The sequence below is a fragment of the Candidatus Nitrosopumilus sediminis genome (genome assembly GCF_000299395.1).
GTDB classification, from domain to species: Archaea; Thermoproteota; Nitrososphaeria; order Nitrososphaerales; family Nitrosopumilaceae; genus Nitrosopumilus; species Nitrosopumilus sediminis.
The window spans coordinates 498,373-519,300 of record NC_018656.1 but is presented as its reverse complement, the minus strand read 5'-3'; the positions used below and the strand labels follow the sequence as shown (position 1 = coordinate 519,300).

Annotated in this window: 21 protein-coding genes and 2 pseudogenes; 18 read left to right on the top strand and 5 right to left on the bottom strand. The window is 34.3% G+C overall.

The window, feature by feature from the left end:
• Positions 1–22 precede the first annotated feature (22 nt).
• A complete protein-coding gene (gene map / locus NSED_RS03205) occupies positions 23–919 on the top strand; it encodes a type II methionyl aminopeptidase (RefSeq protein ID WP_014964808.1) in 897 nt (298 codons plus the stop codon).
• 144 nt (positions 920–1,063) lie between these two features.
• On the opposite strand, the gene NSED_RS03200 is transcribed toward map, so the two are convergent.
• Positions 1,064–1,246, bottom strand: a complete 183-nt coding sequence (locus NSED_RS03200; RefSeq protein WP_014964806.1) for a hypothetical protein — start codon at positions 1,244–1,246, stop codon at positions 1,064–1,066.
• Positions 1,243–2,364 carry a DUF1512 domain-containing protein gene (locus tag NSED_RS03195; RefSeq protein ID WP_026090045.1) on the bottom strand — a complete coding sequence of 374 codons (1,122 nt, stop codon included), beginning with the start codon at positions 2,362–2,364 and terminating at the stop codon, positions 1,243–1,245. Before NSED_RS03195 ends, NSED_RS03200 begins: the two co-directional genes overlap by 4 nt.
• Positions 2,365–2,509: 145 nt before the next feature.
• Here NSED_RS03195 and NSED_RS03190 point away from each other — a divergent pair, with 145 nt between their 5' ends.
• Positions 2,510–3,070, top strand: coding sequence for a TATA-box-binding protein (locus tag NSED_RS03190; protein ID WP_014964804.1), 561 nt, complete (start codon positions 2,510–2,512; stop codon positions 3,068–3,070).
• Positions 3,071–3,123: 53 nt separating this feature from the next.
• Here NSED_RS03190 and NSED_RS03185 read toward each other — a convergent pair whose 3' ends face one another.
• Together NSED_RS03185 and NSED_RS03180 are read right to left on the bottom strand one after the other, a co-directional pair.
• A complete protein-coding gene (locus NSED_RS03185) occupies positions 3,124–3,453 on the bottom strand; it encodes a tRNA-binding protein (protein WP_014964803.1) in 330 nt (109 codons plus the stop codon).
• Positions 3,454–3,493: 40 nt separating this feature from the next.
• Entirely contained in the window at positions 3,494–3,709 is a 216-nt protein-coding gene (locus NSED_RS03180; RefSeq protein ID WP_014964802.1) for a hypothetical protein, read from the bottom strand.
• Between the two features lie 155 nt (positions 3,710–3,864).
• Here NSED_RS03180 and NSED_RS03170 point away from each other — a divergent pair, with 155 nt between their 5' ends.
• The 7 genes and pseudogenes from NSED_RS03170 to NSED_RS11070 all read left to right on the top strand — a co-directional run.
• Positions 3,865–4,281 (top strand): type II toxin-antitoxin system RatA family toxin, encoded by a 417-nt coding sequence (locus NSED_RS03170; RefSeq protein WP_014964801.1) that lies wholly within the window; start codon positions 3,865–3,867, stop codon positions 4,279–4,281.
• Between the two features lie 5 nt (positions 4,282–4,286).
• Positions 4,287–5,495: a glycosyltransferase family 2 protein gene (locus tag NSED_RS03165; protein WP_014964800.1), complete on the top strand. Its 1,209-nt coding sequence runs from the start codon at positions 4,287–4,289 to the stop codon at positions 5,493–5,495.
• 38 nt (positions 5,496–5,533) lie between these two features.
• Entirely contained in the window at positions 5,534–6,679 is a 1,146-nt protein-coding gene (locus NSED_RS03160) for a S1C family serine protease (protein WP_014964799.1), read from the top strand.
• Positions 6,680–6,721: 42 nt separating this feature from the next.
• The gene (cofG, locus tag NSED_RS03155) at positions 6,722–7,891 is read left to right on the top strand and encodes a 7,8-didemethyl-8-hydroxy-5-deazariboflavin synthase subunit CofG (RefSeq protein WP_014964798.1); all 1,170 of its coding nucleotides are present in this window, start codon (positions 6,722–6,724) and stop codon (positions 7,889–7,891) included.
• Positions 7,888–9,144 (top strand): 5-amino-6-(D-ribitylamino)uracil--L-tyrosine 4-hydroxyphenyl transferase CofH, encoded by a 1,257-nt coding sequence (gene cofH, locus NSED_RS03150; protein ID WP_014964797.1) that lies wholly within the window; start codon positions 7,888–7,890, stop codon positions 9,142–9,144. Before cofG ends, cofH begins: the two co-directional genes overlap by 4 nt.
• Positions 9,145–9,198: 54 nt before the next feature.
• Positions 9,199–10,434 (top strand): annotated as a pseudogene (locus NSED_RS03145) (TldD/PmbA family protein); the annotation flags it as partial.
• A 2-nt stretch (positions 10,435–10,436) separates the two neighbouring features.
• Positions 10,437–10,541 (top strand): annotated as a pseudogene (locus tag NSED_RS11070) (hypothetical protein); the annotation flags it as partial.
• On the opposite strand, the gene NSED_RS03140 reads toward NSED_RS11070, so the two are convergent.
• Positions 10,524–11,459 carry a calcium/sodium antiporter gene (locus NSED_RS03140; RefSeq protein ID WP_014964795.1) on the bottom strand — a complete coding sequence of 312 codons (936 nt, stop codon included), beginning with the start codon at positions 11,457–11,459 and terminating at the stop codon, positions 10,524–10,526. The pseudogene NSED_RS11070 and the gene NSED_RS03140 sit on opposite strands and share 18 nt — an antisense overlap.
• 179 nt (positions 11,460–11,638) lie before the next feature.
• Here NSED_RS03140 and NSED_RS03135 point away from each other — a divergent pair, with 179 nt between their 5' ends.
• The 9 genes from NSED_RS03135 to lysS all read left to right on the top strand — a co-directional run bounded on the left by NSED_RS03135 (position 11,639) and on the right by lysS (position 20,928).
• A complete protein-coding gene (locus tag NSED_RS03135; protein ID WP_198007774.1) occupies positions 11,639–11,995 on the top strand; it encodes a helix-turn-helix domain-containing protein in 357 nt (118 codons plus the stop codon).
• A gap of 158 nt (positions 11,996–12,153) precedes the next feature.
• Entirely contained in the window at positions 12,154–12,591 is a 438-nt protein-coding gene (locus NSED_RS03130) for a universal stress protein (protein ID WP_014964793.1), read from the top strand.
• A 128-nt stretch (positions 12,592–12,719) separates the two neighbouring features.
• The gene (locus tag NSED_RS03125; RefSeq protein WP_014964792.1) at positions 12,720–13,730 is read left to right on the top strand and encodes a hemolysin family protein; all 1,011 of its coding nucleotides are present in this window, start codon (positions 12,720–12,722) and stop codon (positions 13,728–13,730) included.
• An 80-nt stretch (positions 13,731–13,810) separates the two neighbouring features.
• A complete protein-coding gene (locus NSED_RS03120) occupies positions 13,811–14,536 on the top strand; it encodes a proteasome assembly chaperone family protein (RefSeq protein WP_014964791.1) in 726 nt (241 codons plus the stop codon).
• Between the two features lie 49 nt (positions 14,537–14,585).
• Complete coding sequence (gene purM, locus NSED_RS03115) at positions 14,586–15,608, top strand: phosphoribosylformylglycinamidine cyclo-ligase (RefSeq protein WP_014964790.1); 1,023 nt, start codon at positions 14,586–14,588, stop codon at positions 15,606–15,608.
• Positions 15,609–15,679: 71 nt separating this feature from the next.
• Positions 15,680–16,909 (top strand): cation:proton antiporter, encoded by a 1,230-nt coding sequence (locus NSED_RS03110; RefSeq protein ID WP_014964789.1) that lies wholly within the window; start codon positions 15,680–15,682, stop codon positions 16,907–16,909.
• An 83-nt stretch (positions 16,910–16,992) separates the two neighbouring features.
• Positions 16,993–17,688: a hypothetical protein gene (locus NSED_RS03105; RefSeq protein WP_014964788.1), complete on the top strand. Its 696-nt coding sequence runs from the start codon at positions 16,993–16,995 to the stop codon at positions 17,686–17,688.
• Between the two features lie 56 nt (positions 17,689–17,744).
• A complete protein-coding gene (locus NSED_RS03100; protein WP_014964787.1) occupies positions 17,745–19,331 on the top strand; it encodes an elongator complex protein 3 in 1,587 nt (528 codons plus the stop codon).
• Between the two features lie 7 nt (positions 19,332–19,338).
• Complete coding sequence (lysS, locus tag NSED_RS03095; RefSeq protein WP_014964786.1) at positions 19,339–20,928, top strand: lysine--tRNA ligase; 1,590 nt, start codon at positions 19,339–19,341, stop codon at positions 20,926–20,928.

The following is a 20,928-nucleotide window of genomic DNA, read 5'->3' as shown; positions in this document are numbered from 1 at the left end:
AGGCAAAACTAGGATCGAAGTCGTGCAAACAGAACAATACATCAAAGCAGGAAAAATCGCGTCAGAAGTAAGAGAGATGGTAAGAGTAAAAGACTGGATAGGTAAATCAGTTTTTGAAATTTGTGAAGAGGTAGAAGGAGAGATTAAAAAAAGAGGTGCAAAATGTGCATTTCCAGTAAATGCAAGTATTAATGAAATTGCAGCGCACTATACTGCAGAACCAAATGATCCAATTACAATCAAAGACACAGATTTAGTGAAAATTGATCTGGGGGCACAGATTGACGGATATATTGCAGATACAGCAGTGACTGTATGTTATGATGCACAATTTGACGGACTGGTTCAAGCAGCAGAAGAAGCATTAGCAAATGCAATGTCAATGATAAAAACAGGAGTCAAAGCTAGCGACATAGGACGAACCATTGAAACAACAATTAAAAAAATGGGATTCAAACCAATTGCAAATCTTAGTGGTCATTCATTGGATCAATATACAATTCATGCAGGAAAATCAATTCCAAACATTTGGTCAATTGGAGGATTTTCACTTTCAGAAAATTCGGCATATGCATGTGAGCCATTTGTAACAACAGAGCAAGGAGGAGGATTTGTGAGAAACGGACAAATAAAAAATATTTTCGCGTTGAATTCACGAAAGAAAACAAAAAATGATGAAGCAGACAGAATGCTTGATTTTATTTGGGAGAATTGCAATATGTTGCCATTTGCACTAAGATGGTTAACAAATGAATGGGAAGAGAAAAAAGCACGGGAATTGTTAGATTTCTTAGTAAAGAAAAAAGCTGTTCAAGCATACCCAATACTAATTGAAGTAAACGAGCAAAGAGTTGCACAAGCAGAACACACATTCATTCCAAATGAGAATGGAGTGATAGTAACTACTCGTGTAGAATAAACATCAAGAGGCGTAGAAAAACGTGAGTGATGAAATCAGACCATGTCCAAAATGTGGAGGATTGATGTTCAAAGAGCATGGAGAGGATGTATCATGGTTTTGTCCTACATGTAATGTGAAATACAAAACAAAATAAACTAAAATTTACTGCTCAATAGTTTCACCAAAGATTTTTTCAATTCGAGTCAACCCATCACAAGAATTGCATTTTGTAGACTTTGTAAATAAAACATCACCATCATGGAATTTTCTTTTTGTCAATGTGCCACATTTAGTGCATTTCTCTACAGTATATGCAGTGGTGATTTTTTTCTTTGAAAAAATCATTGTGGGACTCCCGCAGTATTGCCAACACCTATGATCAACACAGATTGTCCCTGACTAGTATTTTCATGAATCATCTCAAATACTTGTGCACGTACATCTTCAGCAGTATCAGCAATTTCTTTTGTCATCAAAGTGATTGCTTCTTTGACAGATTGTTTTATCACAATAGAGAAGATGGGGATTTTTTTACTTGTAGCAATTGCCTCGATTTGAAATCTTTCAGTGCCAATACCTCCAATGGCAGCACCGAATCCTTGAGCAGTGGTTGCTGAATCTTCACCTTCCATTTTCAATGCAGCATCAACCATAATTATTGCATCAATTTTATTTTTCATAGTAATTGTTTCTAGGGCATCTGCAGGTCTTCCAACTGTAGAGCCAGGACCTTCAGCTTTTAAAAGGAATAATTTTCTACCTTCAAAATCAATTTGTGAAAGAGATGTTTGAAATGCAATATTTTCTTTTTGGTGTTCTAACATCATTTTTCCAACAACCATTGGGCCAATTCCATCACCTACTGGCTGACCAGATTTGAATGCAGGAATTGCATCTTTCATTGCCTCTGCTTGTTCCATTATAAAAGGCAGAATCATTTGCAATGGTAAAATTAAAGGATAGTTGTTTTGTTTTTTAGCAGTCAAGAACATGTGATTAATGATTTTGTATATCATTTGTAAGGAAGATGCAATTTCAAGTAATGTTTGGACTTTGGTTAATTCAATGTCACTCATTTCAAGAGACATTGATTTTACATGAGTTCTAGTGTAATCCTCTCTAGATCTAACTGTGTGTTGTACTTTGTCAACAATGCCGTTAGGATCCATGTCAACTGGCATGATAGTAAAATAATCTAAAAATTTATCAATTTTTTTTAAATGGTCATCTTTTACTTTGAGATTATTTTTAAGATAATTGATTAATTCAGTTCGAGATTCTTCTCTGAAACTATCTAATTTTGCAATTCCTTTTTTAATTTCCCTTGATGTAACAAAAAGCTGTATTTGTTGTCCGTAAAATACAAAAAGAATTATCGGAAGAATCCAAACGAGCATCATCAGGGGATTTGTATCATCACTCATCGAAAACAACTGATCAAAATCAAAATTTGTAAAATTCACTAGAATCAACCATTCTCAGAACCAAATTAAAGCATTCGTCCCAATTTCAAAGATCAGATCAAATACAGGAATAATGAAGATGTGTTTTCAAGGCTGACTAATGGCGAGTGCTTTTATTATAGTAAAAATACAAAAAAAGCCGAATATGCCACAAACAAAACCTATCGTAAGTGTAGAAAATGTTGTAGCTTCAGCAGACGTAATGCAAAAAATGGATTTGAATGAGATCACAAGGACATTTCCAGATGTAGAGTATCATCCGGATCAATTCCCTGGACTTGTGTTCAGATTAAAGACTCCAAAGACTGCAACCTTGATTTTCACTTCAGGTAAAATGGTATGTACTGGTTCAAAATCTGAAGAAATGGCTAGAAAGGCAGTAAAAACAGTTGTACAAAAACTTCGCAAAGGAGGAATCAAAGTCAAAAAAGACGCAGTAGTGACAATTCAAAATATTGTTGCATCAATCAATTTAGGTGGAAAAATCCATCTAGAGCAAGCTGCAAGAACTTTGCCACGAAGTATGTATGAGCCAGAACAATTTCCAGGACTCATCCATAGAATGTTAGACCCAAAGACAGTGATTTTGCTTTTCTCATCAGGAAAGCTAGTATGTACAGGGGCCAAACAAGAACCAGACGTGTATCGTTCTGTAAATAACTTACATGCATTACTAGAAGAGAAAAAATTGATGATTTATGATTAACACATCATAAGTCAAAACCTATTTTCATAAATTTTTAATTTTAATTATAATGATTATTTTATTGGGCTACCTAGTGGAACATCTTCAACAACAGTTAACCAAAATGGTTTATCATCAACATCTGCTGCCAACAACATCGCGTTGGATTCTACACCAGCCATTTTTTTAGGTTCAAGATTTGCAAGAACAATTACAGTTTTTCCCACAATATCTTCAGGTTGAAAATATTGTGCGCCTCCAATAATTACATCGCGTTGATCACCATCTCCTAAATCAATTGTACCTTTGATGATTCTTGATTTACCCTCAATAGGTTCAGTTGCAATAATTTTTGCGACCCTAAGATCTAATTTTGCAAAATCATCATAAGATACCGTAGACATGTTAACTCCTAATCTTTCCCGTTAAAATGAATTTCGAATATCATTGTAAATCTTTTTTATTAATCCCACTAGTTTCAATTTCATATCTTAGAGCAGCTGGAATTTCCATATACTTTTTGTTAACTAATTCAACAATTTGATCCTCAGGAACATTAACTTTTTTCAACAATTTTCCACGTTGATGTGCATAGGCATTTTTCCAAAAACCAGCACCATCTAAAGTTTCAATTTTTGGCATGTATTTTGTTGGTTTCATTTTCTTTCAAATTTTAAGTGACTGTGACGGAAGAATGGCAAACGCCATTGGAACTGGAGTTAATGTTCCGGATTTTAGGCATGTTACCCATCACAGTCTACTTCAATTGTTGTTGGAATCTAATATATTTAATGCGGCACAAATGTTCATAGATCATGGCTATAATAGATGTCGAAATTGAAATTAATGCAAGTATAGACAAAGTGTGGGACGTCGTCTCAGATATTGATAATGAGCCAAAGTTTTGGAAAGGAACCAAGGAAGTGAGAAACATTTCCAAAGAAGAAAACACTGTAAAAAGAGAAGTGACCATAGCATTTAGAGATCAAAAATGCTTGCAAGAAGTGAAAATTTATCCTAAAGAGAAGATAGAGGCAAGATTCACCAAGGGAATCATCGATGGTGAAAAAATAGTATCGCTCTCAGCCAAAGAGGATAAAACCATACTCTCAACACATTGGGACATTAAACTAACTGGAATGATGGGCATGTTTACAGGAATGATCAAAAAACACATCAAAAGTGGAACAGAGCAGGCCATGCAAAGCATCAAAGAAGAAATCGAGAGATAGGTTTCATGGATTTAATCATAGATATTTTCAATTATTCTCTAGTTGCAATTTTGATCGGGATTTGCGGGACATGGATATTCCTAATTAAATCAATGACAGATTCTTTTAGATTAACACCATACTTGGACAAATTTAAAAACACATCAAAAACAAACCCCAAAGTCTCCATAATATTGCCAGCTAGAAATGAAGAAGAGTTTATTGGAAAATGTTTGGATTCTCTTATTAAACAAGATTATGAAAATTATGAAATAATTGTAATTGATGATTCATCAGAAGATTCAACAGGAGAAATAATTTCAGAGTATGCAAAAAAGAATCCCAAAATAATTCCAGTTTCAGCAAAACCAAAACCAGAAGGATGGATTGGTAAAAATTGGGCATGTATGGAAGGTTACAAAAAAGCAACAGGAGAATTATTGTTATTCACAGATGCAGATACAAAACATGCTCAGAATGTCATAACATTAGCTGTATCACATTTGAATACTTTTAGTTTAGATGCATTGTCAGCGATTCCAAAAATGGCAACATTTGATTTTTGGACAAACATTACACTTCCAATGATTTCAACATTTTTGCATACCAGATTTTCAGCACTAAATGTTAACAATCCAAAAAAGAAAACAGGTTATTTTTTTGGTAGTTTTTTTATTCTGAAAAAAAGTACATATGAAGAAATTGGAATGCATGAAGGAGTAAAACAAGAGATTATTGAAGATGGTGCACTTGGGAAAAAAGTAAAGGAGTTAGGATACAAGATAAAAATGGTGCGCGCAGAACATCTGATTGAGGCTGTTTGGGCACGAGACAAGGTAACTTTATGGAATGCATTGAAACGACTAATGGTTCCATTATATCTTCAAAGTGGAAAAATAGCAATCGGAATATTTTTTGCAATTGTATTTTTACTATTTGCCCCATTTCCAATATTCGCATCATCTGTAGCATTATCAGTTGAAACAATATCTGCAAAAATGCTTTGTGTAACATCAGCTGTTACTTCGATTCTAATTTACATTGGAGCAATAGTAGAAGTGAAAATAGGGTTGGGATTAAAATTAAGATATGCATTGTTTGCACCATTGGGAAGTCTAGTGGTGGTTTTGGGATTTTTGAGCGGGTTGTTACAAGCCAAAAGAACATCGGCAGTTACGTGGAGAGGAAGAAGCTATTCGATGAAGGATCATTCTCAGAGTTCAATTAGCGTATAGCAAGCCTTTTAGATAGAAAATTAGAAATAAAAAATCTCATGGACAAATCAGGAATGTTTGTAGGTGGGGCCATAGGAGCCGCAATTGTAATTGCAGTTGTTGCAGTGTTATTTGTTTATCCACCAGAATCATTGAAACCCGAAATCATTCCAACTAATGAAGAACCACCAAATAACGTAATTGCAGAGGCAACTTCACTATTTTCAAATGAATTGTCGTTGATTGAAATTTTTGAAAAATCAGAACCAGGTGTAGTTAGAGTAAATGTTCAAAGAGGCGAATCCGAAGATGTGAAAAACGGGGTAGGATCAGGTTTTGTGTTTGACAAAAAAGGACACATCATTACAAATGCCCATGTAGTAAAAAATGCAAACAAAGTAGTGGTCACATTTCTTGATGGCAGATCATATAATGCTGAAATTATTGGAGCAGATGAATATACAGATCTAGCAGTGATCAAAGTCAATGCAGATTTAGCATTATTACGTCCACTATCAATTGGAGATTCATCAAATCTTAAAGTCGGCGAAGGTATTGCAGCAATTGGAAATCCATTTGGATTATCAGGGTCCATGACTTCAGGCATTGTAAGCCAACTAGGGAGACTGTTACCCTCAGGATCAGGATATTCCATTCCAGATGTAATCCAAACAGATGCTGCAATTAACCCAGGGAATTCTGGAGGGCCACTACTTAACATGCGTGGAGAAATTGTCGGGATTAATACTGCAATACAATCAGCTACAGGGGAATTCACAGGAGTGGGCTTTGCCATTCCATCACAAACAGTAGCTAAAATTGTTCCAACTTTAGTAGAAAAAGGAGAATACAAACATCCATGGATTGGAATTTCAGGCAGAGATATTGATCCAGATATGGCAGAGGTTTTGAATCTAAAAGACGCAATCGGATTTCTAGTGATTACAGTTGTAGAGAACAGCCCAGCATCAAAAGCAGGACTAATTGGTTCAGATAAAACTATCAATGTTGATGGAGTAAACTATCCAGTAGGGGGAGACATAATTTTGGCAGTAGATGGAAAAGAAGTTAGAAAAATCGACGATATTTTGATTCATCTTCAACGAGCAAAATCAGTAGGTGATGAAATGGTTTTAGAAGTTTTAAGAGATGGAAGAACAACAAACATCACAATTGTGCTTCAAGAAAGACCAAATGGGAATTAGTTCGATACAAGCATAAATACTTCCTAGAAAGAAATTCTTCTGTTGAACAATCTTGTCTTTGATTCTGAGAGTTTAAACAAAATTTTAGAAAATAAACAAATATCTCGTCAAGAGGCAATTGAAATTTATCAAAAATCAGTAAAAAATCCAAATGATTTGTTTTCTGTATCTCAAATTTTAAGAAAAAAATACAAACAAAATACAGTGACATTTTCTAAAAAGGCATTTTTCAACATTGTCAATCTATGTAAGGATACGTGTTCATATTGTACTTACAAATCAGAACCAGGAGAAGCAAAGCTTTCTTTGATGTCAAAACAACAAATTTCAGAGTTACTACTACTAGCAAAAAAATACAGATGTGTTGAAGCCTTATTTGTCACAGGGGAGCAACCTGAACAAAGATATCAAGAGGCAAGGGACTGGCTAAGAGAAAATGGATTCAAGACTACGGCGGAATATCTAATTCATGCTTCAGAACTTGCATTAGAAACAGGGTTATTTCCACATACAAATGCAGGCAATCTAAACTATGAAGAAATGAAAGAGTTGAAAAAAACTAATGTATCAATGGGAATAATGCTTGAAAATGTAAGTGAGCGATTAACAGAAAGAGGAATGCCTCATTATTTGGCAGCAAGTAAAAGACCAAAAGCAAGATTAGAAATTTTAGAAAATTCTGGAAAATTAGGAATTCCAATGACTACAGGAATACTAGTGGGAATTGGGGAAACAATGGATGAGGTAATTGATTCATTGTTTGCAATAAAAAAACTCAACGACAAACATGGAAATATTCAAGAGGTAATTTTACAAAATTTTCAACCAAAACAAGATACCAAAATGAGAGATGAGCCATCAGCAGATGAAAAATATTTCAAATTAGTTGTCGCATTATCTAGAATCATCATGCCGGAGATGAACATACAAATTCCTCCAAATTTATCTCCAAAATCATACCAAAGTTTCTTATCAATTGGAATAAACGATTGGGGAGGCATATCGCCATTGACACCAGATTTTGTGAATCCGGAATTTTCTTGGCCTGAGATTAACAAAATAGATGAGAATTCAAAGAATGCGGGTTTTGATTTAAAATGTAGATTCCCAATATACCCAGAATATTTTTCTTTGATTGGCAAAGAGTTAAGAGATAAGATATCAGTCATTGAAGATGAGGAAGGATTAGTAAAAGAGGAGTTTTGGAGATGACAATCAACATAGATTCGCTTTTGAAAAACACTGATCCTATAGTTTCAGATATTCTAAACAATGCACTATCAGAGAAGGAAATATCTGCTGATGATGGATTAGTGTTATTTAACGCCAAGGGGACAGATTTTCATTTAGTAGGCCTAGTTGCAGATGAATTAAGAAGAAGAAGGGTAGGAGACATAGTATCTTATGTAGTTAATAGAAATATCAATTTTACAAATGTCTGCATTAAACAATGTGGGTTTTGTGCATTTAGTAGAGACTTTAGAGAAGAAGAAGGGTATTTTTTACCTAACGAAGAGATTGTTCGCAGAGCAAAAGAAGCATATCAGTTAGGGGCAACCGAAGTCTGCATCCAGGCAGGACTTCCACCAGATATGAAGGGAGATGTATATGAAAATATTTGCAGAGATATCAAAAAAGAGATTCCAGATATCCACATTCATGGGTTTTCTCCTGAAGAAATACTATACGGAGCCACCCGTTCGAATGTATCAATTCAAGAATTTTTGAAAAGAATGAAAGAAGCCGGAGTAGACACACTTCCAGGGACTTCTGCAGAAATACTAGATCAAAAATTGAGAGACAAGATATCTCCTGGAAGAATTAGTGTAGAAGACTGGGAAACAGTCATCAAAAGTGCTCACAAAATTGGAATTAACACAACTTCAACTATGATGTTTGGTCATGTTGAAACATTAGAAGACAGAGTAAAACACATTGCAAAATTAAGAGACATTCAAAAAGAAACAGGAGGATTTACAGAATTTGTTCCTTTGAATTTCATCCACACAGAGGCACCAATGTACAAACATGAATTGCATGAAGGTATCAGACAAGGAGGAAGCGGAAATGATGTGTTACTCACACATGCCATAGCAAGAATCATGTTGAATAATTACATTAACAACATTCAGATGTCATGGGTAAAAGAAGGACAAAAAATGTCTCAACTGTTACTTATGTGGGGAGCAAACGATTTCGGAGGAACTCTAATCAATGAAAGCATCTCAACTTCGGCAGGTTCAGAATATGGTCAATTGTTAAAACCAAAAGAAATTAGAAGAGCAGTAAAAGAGATCGGAAGAATTCCAGCAGAAAGAAATACCCATTATGAAATTCTAAAAAAGTTTGACGGAGACGAAAACGTGGAAGACAAATTAGATAAGGTTGCAGATACCCAGTTTGGCTCTTATGTGGAATTGATAAAAATAAACAAATTCAATTACAAAAATCCAAGGAAGCAATAATTTGTCAGCCTTAGAAAAGGCACTTTATCATTCAAACAAAATTGGAATTGATGAATGCGATATAGTAAGAGTAAAGAAAAAATAACAACAGTCAGAATCACAGATTCAGAAATTGTAGAAATCAAACAGAATTTTGATGAGAGTTTTGGCATCAGGCTAATTCAGGACAAAAAAATTGCATCAATACAAACAACAAACGAGGAAGAAATAGAAAAGACCATAGATAATGGATTTAAAACATTTGGAAACCTCAAAACACGTGAATTTTGGAAAGGATTACCACATGATTCAGAACATAAAATATTGGAGGGCACATTTGATGAGAAACTAGATCAGATTTCAGGCTCAAAAGTCATTGATATCGCACAAAATATGATTAATTCGTCTCTTAGCGATAAGATAAGTACGATTACAGGATCGCTTAACATAGTATCAGAAAATTTTGAACTGATGAATTCAAATGGATTAAATTTCAACGACAAAGCCACATACATTTCAGGAATAATTAATGCAGAATCAGAATACGGAGAGATACCAGTGTCAGGAATAGGACATGCCAGTGGAAGAACGTTAACGAATTTTTCTGCAGAGAGAATTGGAAACGATGCAAAGACAATGTGTATAGAATCAATTAATCCGCAAAAAATCAATTCAGATTCGTATTCTATAATTTTTGAACCATACTCTGTTGGGGAATTATTAGCATTTGTAGTGGCTGCAAATTTTAATTTCAAAATATTTTCAGAGAAAAAGAGTTGTTTTTCAGAAAAACATGGAAAAGAAATTGCAGTGGAGCAATTCAGTTTAATTGATGATCCACACATTCCAGAAGGGATTGGAACAAAATCAGTAGATGATGAAGGAGTAGTAACAAAGAAAAGAGATTTGATAAAAAAAGGGATTTTTAAAAATACATATTCAAATCTTTTTGATAGTTACAAAGAAGGAAAAGAATCAACAGGTAATGCATTACGTCCAGGATCACCAATGGGAAGAAGTTCAGAGCCAATTCCAATGTCAGCCATACATAATCTCACAGTCATTCCAGGAGATCAATCACAAGAAGAGATGATTAAAGAAACAAAACACGGATTGTTGGTAGGAAGATTGTGGTATACGTATGCAGTGAATCCAATCAGAGGGGATTTTTCATGTACAGCAAGAAGTGGAATTAAAATTATAGAAAATGGGAAAATAATAGGTCCAGGAAGATCAGTGAGGATAATTCACAGTCTTCCTACAATGATCAAAAATATTTCAGCAGTTGGAAATAATCAACAAAATGTTATTCAATGGGCATCCCTGCCATCAATTACACCATCAATAAAGACAGAGAAAGTCTCAATAAATTCCATCTAAACCTAAAATTTAGGCACGAATTACTTGAAAAACGTGGCTACCAGATACGCCACATACCCAATTGTAAGACAAACACCTACAGATCTGCTAATAATTCCAGATTTAAGCGCAAGTAGTAATGACAAACTAAAGATTATCATGATTGTATAATCGACATAAACATCAGTACCCACAACCACGCCACCAAGGGCTGCACCAACACCCATGATCATCAAAATATTGTAAATGTTACTTCCAATTATATTTCCAACGCCAATATCACCATGACCCTTTTTGATTGCGATAATTGATGTGATTAATTCTGGTAGAGATGTTCCAATTGCAATAACGGTCAAACCAATTATTGTCTCAGACAACCCAAATTCTTTTGCCAAAATTACTGCATTGTCAACTGTAAGTATTGCACCCACATACAGAAGAGCAATACCAATTCCAATTAATCCGGCAGATTTTAAATAAACATTATTTGTATTCTGTTGAAGTTCTTCTTTGTTTTCGGATCTTTGTTTCATTGCATCTTTGAATGTATAGTATCCAAACACACCCAACCCAGCAAGCAACAAAATACCATCATATTGAGAGAGTTCCCCATCAATTGAAATTAAAACCAAAAGAACTGAAACCCCAAGCATGATTGGAATTTCTTTTCTTAAAACAGATTTGTTTACAGCTAGAGGAATAAGGATGGCAGCAACTCCGATTACCATGCCAACATTTGCAATATTGCTTCCAACTATATTTCCAAGAATTATCGCACTGTGTTCTCCAGCTGCTGCAACACTTGCTGCAAGCTCAGGAGTTGAAGTACCATATGCCACAATAGTCATTCCAATTACTAAATTACTAATACGAAATTTTCTTGCAATTGCTACACCACCACTAACTAGCCAGTTGCCACCAAAGCATAGCATGGCCAACCCCACAATGGTCAGCATTGCACTTATCGCAATTTCCACAGATTGATTTTGGGTGTTGGTTGTTTAAATCAGGTGATATACTATAATTTCACAATTCAAACAACTCAAGCTAATTCTAAAAAACCGATCTAGGTACAAACAAGTGTAAAAAAACCAGCTGAGAAGATCAATAAAGCTCAAGTTAAAGACTAATAAGGTAATGTACCGTACTATACGGTATCATGAGAGCAAGATTGACATATGTACCACTAGAAGTGGCAGACCAATTTGAGGATTTTATCATACATAGAGATGAGCAAATTCTTGATGCAGTAAAAGCAAGAACAAAAGACTACAGTACGTTATCTTTATTGAAATTATTATATCAATTAAGAGGCAATCCTATGACATTTTCTGATTTGTATTCAAAGTCAAAAATAAGAATGAAAAAATCATTTTTGAATTATTTACACTTGTGTGTAGATTACAAATTCATCGAAAAGGAAGCAGTGGGCGCAAATGTGATTTACACAATCACTGAGAAGGGAAGAGTCATGTTGAATCTGTTCATGCAAAAAAACGATTACGTATGCTAATTCAATCCTAGTGAAATCATATGAGAAGACAGATAATTTCAAGATTGAATTTCAACTAGCCATTTTAATTTAAAAACAAGTGTGAAAACAATAGAAATAATGAAAAAAGCAAAAAAAAGACAGATTATAAGATTCCAAAGAAAAAACCACAAAAAATTTTGGTTCCACTAGATGGTTCTAAATTTTCAATTCGAGCTCTAAACTATGCAATAAATTTATCGAAATTTACAAATTCAAAAATAATCGGAATTTTTGTAGTGCCTTCAGATGATACACCTTCTCCAATAGATGATCTTCTAAATCCACTTTCATCAATATCAACTCAAGGATACAAGACAAAGATGACAAAATACGGACAGACAATTTTAGAAAATGCAGAGAAACGATGTCAACAAAACAAGATAAGTTTTGCAAAAAAAACACTATTTGGAAATCCAGAAAATGAAATTATAAAATATGCAGAAGACAAAAAAGCAGGCATCGAATTAATAATAATGGGATCACATGGACATGGTCATGCTGAAGAGATACTGTTAGGAAGTGTATCATACAAAGTAGTCCATAAATCCAAAAAACCAGTAATGATAATAAAATAAATGTAAAAAATAATCAAATACACATCACAGACATTAGCAATGCAAATGTCTTATCAAAATACGAATAGATGTTTTCAAGAATGGTTTTCTTAAAATCATTTAACTTTTCAGGAAATTAGTATTAATAGATGGAATTTGTGGAAATAGAGATAATTGGAATAATAATACTCATAGGATTTTATGCGCTTTTTAGCGGTCTTGAGATTGCAATAGTTGGAGTTAGACGCTCCAAAGTAATCAGACTATATCGAAAAAAGATTCCAGGATCATCTCCCCTGTACAGGTTGAAAATGAATCCAGTCATGATGACCTCCAGTGTAAATCTCGGAAATACATTGGTAAATGTTGCATCATCAGTTCTTGCTGCAGATGTCGCAATAAAATTACTGGGAAGTCAAGGAGTTGCAATAATAATTGGAATAATGACATTTGTGATTTTAGTTTTTGGTGAGATATTACCAAAAACATATTGTAATGTTAATCCTGAAAAAGTGTCCCTTAGATTCAGCAGAGTGTTACTAGCATTTACTTATGTCATGTATCCATTTGTCAAAGCTTTAGAATACCTCATCATTTCCATATTGAAGATTTCTGGAGGACATTCTCCAAGACCAAGACCAATCACTGAGGAAGAAATTAAAGAAATTATAGATATGGGATATACAGAAAAGGCAATAGAGAAAGAAGAAAGAGACCTTGTACATAATGCATTAGAATTTGATGATAAACCAATTCAAGATGTCATGACTCCAAAAGACAACGTATTTTCATTGGAAGGGCAATGTACATTATCAAAAGTCATATCAAAAATTGAAGATAAAGGATTCTCACGCATACCTGTTTTTTCAAAAACACAAGATAAAATTACAGGCATATTACATATTTTAGATATTTTTAATATACCTGAAAAAAAATATAAAAAAACAAGAATAGAAAAAATTGCAAGAGATCCATTTTTTGTATATTCAAATGAAAAAATAAGCGACCTCCTCATAGAACTCAAGAAAAAAGATATGCATATGGCAATTGTGATAGATGAGCAAGAGAAACTATTGGGAATAATAACTGTAGAGGATTTGTTAGAAGAAATTGTAGGAGACATAACGGGAGAAGCAAAGAAAGGCAAAAAGAACCAATAAACACATCACTCTTTTTTCACAATTAACTCATCAAATGCTTCGTCAGTAAAGTAATTAGACAGAACAAATCGACGAAAGCAGTGCAAAAAGAATTTCCTGAAGCCGAAGTCTTTGAAATCAAAAAGACCGAATTAAAAAATCCCATAATTTTTGCAGGATTTGTTGGTGCAGGTCTAGTAGGACCAGTTGCAATAAATCACATCATTACCGAATTAGAGATGCAAGAAATAGCAGTGATGAGATCAAAGTATCTTCCACCATCAACTGTTTTTATGAGAGGTAGATTACGACATCCATTTCGATTTTATGTAAATAAAGAAGGAACCGTTTGTGCAATTATTTGTGAGATAACATTGAGAATGGAGGGTCTATACACGCTAGTATCATCCATTTTAGATTGGGCAGCTCAGAAAGGCTCCAAAGAAATTGTGATTTTAGACGGAGTTGCAAGTACGGAACACGACGGTAAAGCATACTGTGCAGCAGAAGAAGACCTAGTTAGAACAATGGCAGACAAAGACATCAGCATGATTCCACAGGGATTCATCACAGGGATTCCAGGAGGCATACTAAATGAGTGCCTAGTAAGAGAAATTCAAGGATTAACTCTATTGGCAAGGGCAAACAAAGAGGCACCAGATTCAGCAGCAGCGGCAACACTGATTGAAGCATTAAATCGATTTTACGATATGAAAATTGATACATCAGAACTACAAAAACAAAAAGATAGAATCAATACCGAATTCAGCGAATTATCTCAGAAATATGCAGAGCACCGAGAAGAGATATCTGGAATGTACATGTGATCGAAACACAGGGCAAATTCTTTTATTCATAACAGATGCGCAACAAACTATGACTCTAACCTACAAAAAAGCAGGTGTGGATATTTCTAAAATTAAACAAAGCCAAAAAGCAATTGGAAAATTAATTGCATCAACTCACAAACTCCAGAGAAAAGCAAAGATGACACACGGTTTTGGTCATTATGCAGGAATTGTAGAAATTCCGGGGGGAAAACTATTAGCAACACATACTGATGGTGTTGGAACCAAAGTAGTGATTGCAAACATGATGAAGAAATACAACACGATTGGGATTGATTGTGTTGCAATGAATGTAAATGATATAATCTGTATTGGCGCAACACCAATTTCATTTGTAGACTATATTGCTGCAAATAAAAATGATGTAACAATATTCAAAAAAATTGTAGAGGGACTGGTAACAGGTGCAAAAAAATCAGCAATGCCAATTGTGGGAGGAGAAACAGCAATCATGCCAGATGTAATCGAAGGGAAAGGATTTGCGTTTGATTTAGCAGGGATGGTTGTAGGGTTATTGGATAAAAAAGAGATGGTTCTTGGAAATAAAATCAAAGCAGGAGATGTAATTATCGGAGTAAATAGTTCAGGAATTCATTCAAACGGATACTCACTTGCAAGAAAAGCATTATTAACAAAATATTCCGTAAAAGACAAAGTCAAAGGGGTAGGAGTTATAGGGGATGCATTGCTCAAACCTACAGAAATCTATACCAAACCAGTTCTTGAGATCAATCAAAAATGCAAAGTCAATGGATTTGCACATATTACGGGAGGGTCATTTACTAAGTTGCTACGCCTCAAAAACATAGGATATGAGATAGACTCACTACCTAAAATTCCACCTATCATGGGGTTAATAGAAGAACAAGGAGTGAAAGCAGAAGAAATGTACAAGACATTTAACATGGGAGTAGGATTCTGCGTGGTTGCTCCAAAAGATCAGTTAAGCAGAATCAAATCAATATTCAAAAAACATAAGATTGTGAGTCAGGAGATAGGACAGATCGTTTCTAAAAAAGGTGTTTTTATAAATTCTATAAAAATTGCTTAATTTAACAACAAAATAATTTTCAATACAATATCATCTTATATGACAGATTTTTCAACACCTATCAGGAAAAGATGGCAGAGGCACAATTCATTGAAACAATTATCGGTGTAGGAATTCTTCTTTTTGCAGCCAAATTAATGGCAGAGCTGTTCCTAAGATTGAAACTGCCAATTGTTTTAGGAGAATTGTTAGCTGGAATGATCGTAGGTCCATTTGCACTAGGTGCATTCTTTGTAGTAGATGGAAGACAATTACTTCACATTAATGATGAAATCAAAATTCTCGGAGAAATGGGAGCTATAGTAATTTTGTTTATGGCAGGATTGGAAATGACACCAAAAGAATTTCTTAAAGGAGGAAAAGCATCATTTACAGTTGGTACATTAGGAGTTGTGGTTCCATTCTTTGCAGGTCTTGCAGTATTCCAAATGTTTGGGTTTGATGCATTACAATCAATGTTGATTGCAACGGCACTTACTGCAACAAGTATCGCAATTTCAATTCAAGTGTTAAGTGAATTTGGAAAAATCAAAGCTCCAGAAGCTAGATTAATCATAGGTGCAGCAGTAGTCGATGACATTTTAGCAATTGCAGTCTTATCAGTGGTATCATCAATTGCAGGATCAGATGGAGGAGTCGATAGTATTGACATCACAGAAGTAGTAATTACAATTTTACAAGTTTTAGGATTCTTTGCCGTAATGCTAGTTGTCGCAGTAGTTGTAATTCCAAAGATCATCACACCAAGATTATGGAAGGCAAAAGGCAGTGTAGAGGGTATTGCCACTGCATCGTTCTTTGGAGCAGCGGCGCTTGCAGGATCTATAGGATTATCCCCGATTGTGGGGGCATTTGCAGTGGGAATGGCACTTTCTACCACCAAGGTGTTTGAAAAAGTAGAGAACTATATTGGAAAAATAGGATTAATTTTTGCACCATTATTCTTTGCAATTATCGGTGCCCAAGTAGACCTAAGGGCAGTAGATCTGAACATTTTGATGTTAAGTGGAATAGTTATTGTAGTGGCAATTGTGACGAAATTATTTGGTTGCGGATTGCCTGCAATGTTCTTTTTGAAAAATAAAGCTCAAGGGATGAGAGTAGGAATAGGAATGATTTCCAGAGGAGAGGTAGGATTAATTGTTGCAGGGGTTGGAGTTACAGCAGGAATTCTCACATCAGAAGTTTATTCCACAATTGTGATAATGGTTGCAGTGACCACAATCATTACACCGATTTGGCTGAAAATGGAATACAGGAAAGAACAAAAAAAAGCAATGACGCAGCAGAGAAAAGCATAGAATAAGCAATCAAACACCTTAGATTATATACAAAAATTACTGCAACAAGGTATGTTTGTAGAGAGAGAATATAGGAGTAAAAATTGACTGCTGATTACAATGAATTAACAAAACAAGTTCTTGACCTACTACCACAAGTAAAGTTTGCAGCAGTGGTAAATGTCAAAGGAGAAATAGTTTCTGGAGGATATAAAGAAAATGTAGAACAATTATTGATCGGAGATGAAAGTAAAATGTCAATTCATTATGCCATACAAAAAAGAGACATTTTTACTAATTTGGCATACAAGATTGGTAAAGAGAGATCAGCAATCACAGAATTTGAAAAGGCCATACTTATCAGCGTTCCAATAAATTCCAATGAATTATTTTTAGTTCGTACAGATAAGGGAGTCGATTATTTGAAAATTGTTGATTTCATACATTCAAAGCTAGACCCTCAAAAATACATTCGTGAAGAGATCAAAGTTATTCAAGAGGAGATTGAGAAATTAAAAAACCTCAAAGAAAATGAAAAAAAGAAATCAAAGAAAAAGACTGTAAAGAGAAAACCATCTAAAAAGGCAGTAGCAAAGAAAAAGGTTGTAAAGAGAAAACCATCTAAAAAGGCAGTAGCAAAGAAAAAGGTTGTAAAGAGAAAACCATCTAAAAAGGCAGTAGCAAAGAAAAAGGTTGTAAAGAGAAAACCAGATAAAAAGGCAGTAGCAAAGAAAAAGGTTGTAAAGAGAAAACCAGCTAAAAAAAATTCCAAAGCAAAAAAAACAACTAGGCGTAGATAGGCATCAATTATACTAAATTATTTAACGAATTTATGTCCAAATCAGTGTGAGTATTCATGAATAAGTTAGATCCTGTGGTATCCAAAGCATGTAATGAAATCACTCAGAATCTATTAACAATTCAAGAACCTAGTAAAAAACAAGTTAAAGAAGAAATTATAAAAATTTGTACAAAATATGCACTTGAAAGAATTCCTAGAAATTATGAAATTCTGTCAATGGCAAAAGAATCAGATTTTGACAAATTAAAAAAAGTATTGTTAAGAAAACCTGCCAAAACAGCGTCAGGAGTATCAGTAGTCGCATTAATGCCAAAGCCCTATGCATGTCCACATGGACGTTGTACATATTGTCCAGGAGGGATTGAATTTAATTCGCCAAATAGTTACACAGGAAAAGAACCATCATCACTAAATGCAATAGAAAACGAATTTGATCCTAAATTACAAATTACATCAAAGATTGAAAAATTAATTGCATTTGGACATGACCCATCCAAAATGGAAATAGTGATCGTAGGAGGGACATTTCTCTTCATGCCAAAAGACTATCAAAGAGAGTTCATCAAATCATGCTATGATGCACTTAATGGAATAGATTCAAAAGATTTGGAAGAGGCAAAATCAAACAATGAACACGCCTCAATAAGAAACGTAGGATTTACAATTGAAACAAAACCAGATTATTGCAAAAAAGAACATGTTGATTTAATGTTAAGTTATGGAATTACAAGAATAGAGATAGGAGTTCAATCATTACAAGAACGGGTTTATGAGATAGTCAATAGAGGACACAACTACAATGATGTAGTAGAATCATTTCAAATTTCAAAAGATGCAGGGTACAAAATCGTTGCACATATGATGCCAGGATTACCAACAATGACACCAAAAGGAGATATCGCAGATTTTAAAAAATTATTTTCAGATCCAGAGTTGCGTCCAGATATGTTGAAGATTTATCCTTCACTAGTAATTGAAAATACCCCACTGTATGAAGAATACAAACAAGGAAAATACACACCATATTCTGATGAAGATATGATCAAAGTTCTAACAGAAGCTAAAAGAAACATACCAAAATGGGTGAGAATCATGAGAGTTCAAAGGGAAATTTCGCCCAAAGAGATCATTGCAGGTCCAAAATCAGGGAACTTGAGACAAATTGTGCATCAAAATCTCGCCAAACAGGGATTTTCATGTAAATGTATCAGATGTAGAGAAGCAGGATTATCCAACAAGAAAGCAGATGTAGGTGAGATAAAATTAAACCGAATTGATTATGATTCATCAGGAGGAAAAGAAGTATTCTTGTCTTATGAAGACAAAGAAGAATCAATTTATGGATTTTTGAGATTACGAAAACCAAGTATCAATGCACACAGGGATGAAATTGATCAAGACACATGTATCGTAAGAGAAATTCATGTTTATGGAAAATCATTGAAGCTTGGAGAGAAAGAAGACGATGAGATTCAACATTCAGGATTAGGAAAGAATCTCATGAAAGAAGCTGAAAAAATATCTAAAGAAGAATTTGACGCAAAGAAGATTTTAGTAATTAGTGCGGTAGGTACAAGAGAATATTATCAAAAATTAGGGTATTCGTTATATGGGCCATACATGTCCAAAGTATTGAATTAGTGAAAAAATGACAGAGCAAGACATTATCGGTAAAGGAACTTGGATTGATAAGTTAGCATCAGAATTACTTGAACGTGAAAAAACTCTTGGAAGAAATACAGATTTACTAAGAGTAGAAAGTGGTCTTGGGGCATCTGGAATTCCACATATAGGAAGTTTAGGTGATGCAGTTAGGGCATACGGAGTAAAACTAGCATTAGAAAACCTAGGATACAAATCAGAATTAATTGCGTATTCAGATGATCTTGACGGATTAAGAAAAATTCCAGAAGGCATGCAAGAGTTTGGTTTAGAAGAACACATTGCAAAACCAGTGTCACTAATACCAGATCCTTATGGTTGTCATGACTCGTACGGAATGCATATGAGCAGTATTCTATTAGAAGGATTAGATAAAGTTGGAATAAAATATGAATTTAGAAGAGCAGTTGACACTTACAAACAAGGATCACTAAAAGAGCAAATCCATACAATATTACAAAACAGTGCAAAAATAGGAGAGAAAATTTCAGAACTAGTAGGACAAGAAAAATATCAGAAATATTTGCCATATTTTCCAGTATGTGCAAATTGTAATCGACTCTATACAGCAGAAGCTACAGAGTATGTCGCAGATGAAAAGAAAGTAAAATACACATGCCACGACACCGAAATTGGCTCAAAGCTAGTCAAGGGATGTGGGCATATAGGAGAAGCAGACATTGGAAAAGACCTTGGGAAATTAGCCTGGAAAGTAGAATTTGCAGCAAGATGGGCAGCATTTGACATTAGATTTGAAGCATATGGGAAAGACATCATGGATTCAGTCAAAGTCAATGACTGGGTGGCAGATGAAATTCTGAAATTTCCACATCCACATCATGTAAAATATGAAATGTTTCTTGATAAAGGAGGAAAAAAGATTTCAAAATCATTAGGCAATGTAATCACTGCACAGAAATGGTTAGAATTTGGCAGTCCAAAATCAATTTTGCTATTATTATACAAAAGAATTACAGGTGCAAGAGAATTAGGATTTGATGACATTCCATCTTTAATGGCAGAGTATAATGAACTTGAAGATATTTACTTTGGACGAATCAAAGTAGACAACCAAGCAAAACTGACAAAATCAAAAGGACTCTACGAATATGTGAATCTCCTAAACCCTCCAAAACAATCAAGCACTCATGTAAACTATAGACTTGTAATCGAATTAGCAAAAATCTTCAAAGAAAACAGAGGACAAAGAGTAATGAAAAAATTACTAGATTACGGAGTAATTAAAAATCCAGAGCCAGAAATAGAAAAACTCATCGAGCTTGCAGGAAATTATGCAGATGAATTTGACGAACAAGAAAAAATCCAAATTGATTTAGATGATACGTCAAAGAAGGCATTGAAATTATTAGTTGATGAATTGGGAGGAGATAAAGAACTTGAAGATATTCAAAATACAATATATCAAATCGCAAAATCAAATGATATTCAACCAAAAGATTTCTTTAAAATATTATATCAGATAATACTTGGAACTTCAAGAGGACCCAAAATAGGGCCATTTATTTCAGATATAGGAAGAAAGCAAGTAGCAAAGACACTTTCAGAGTATACATAA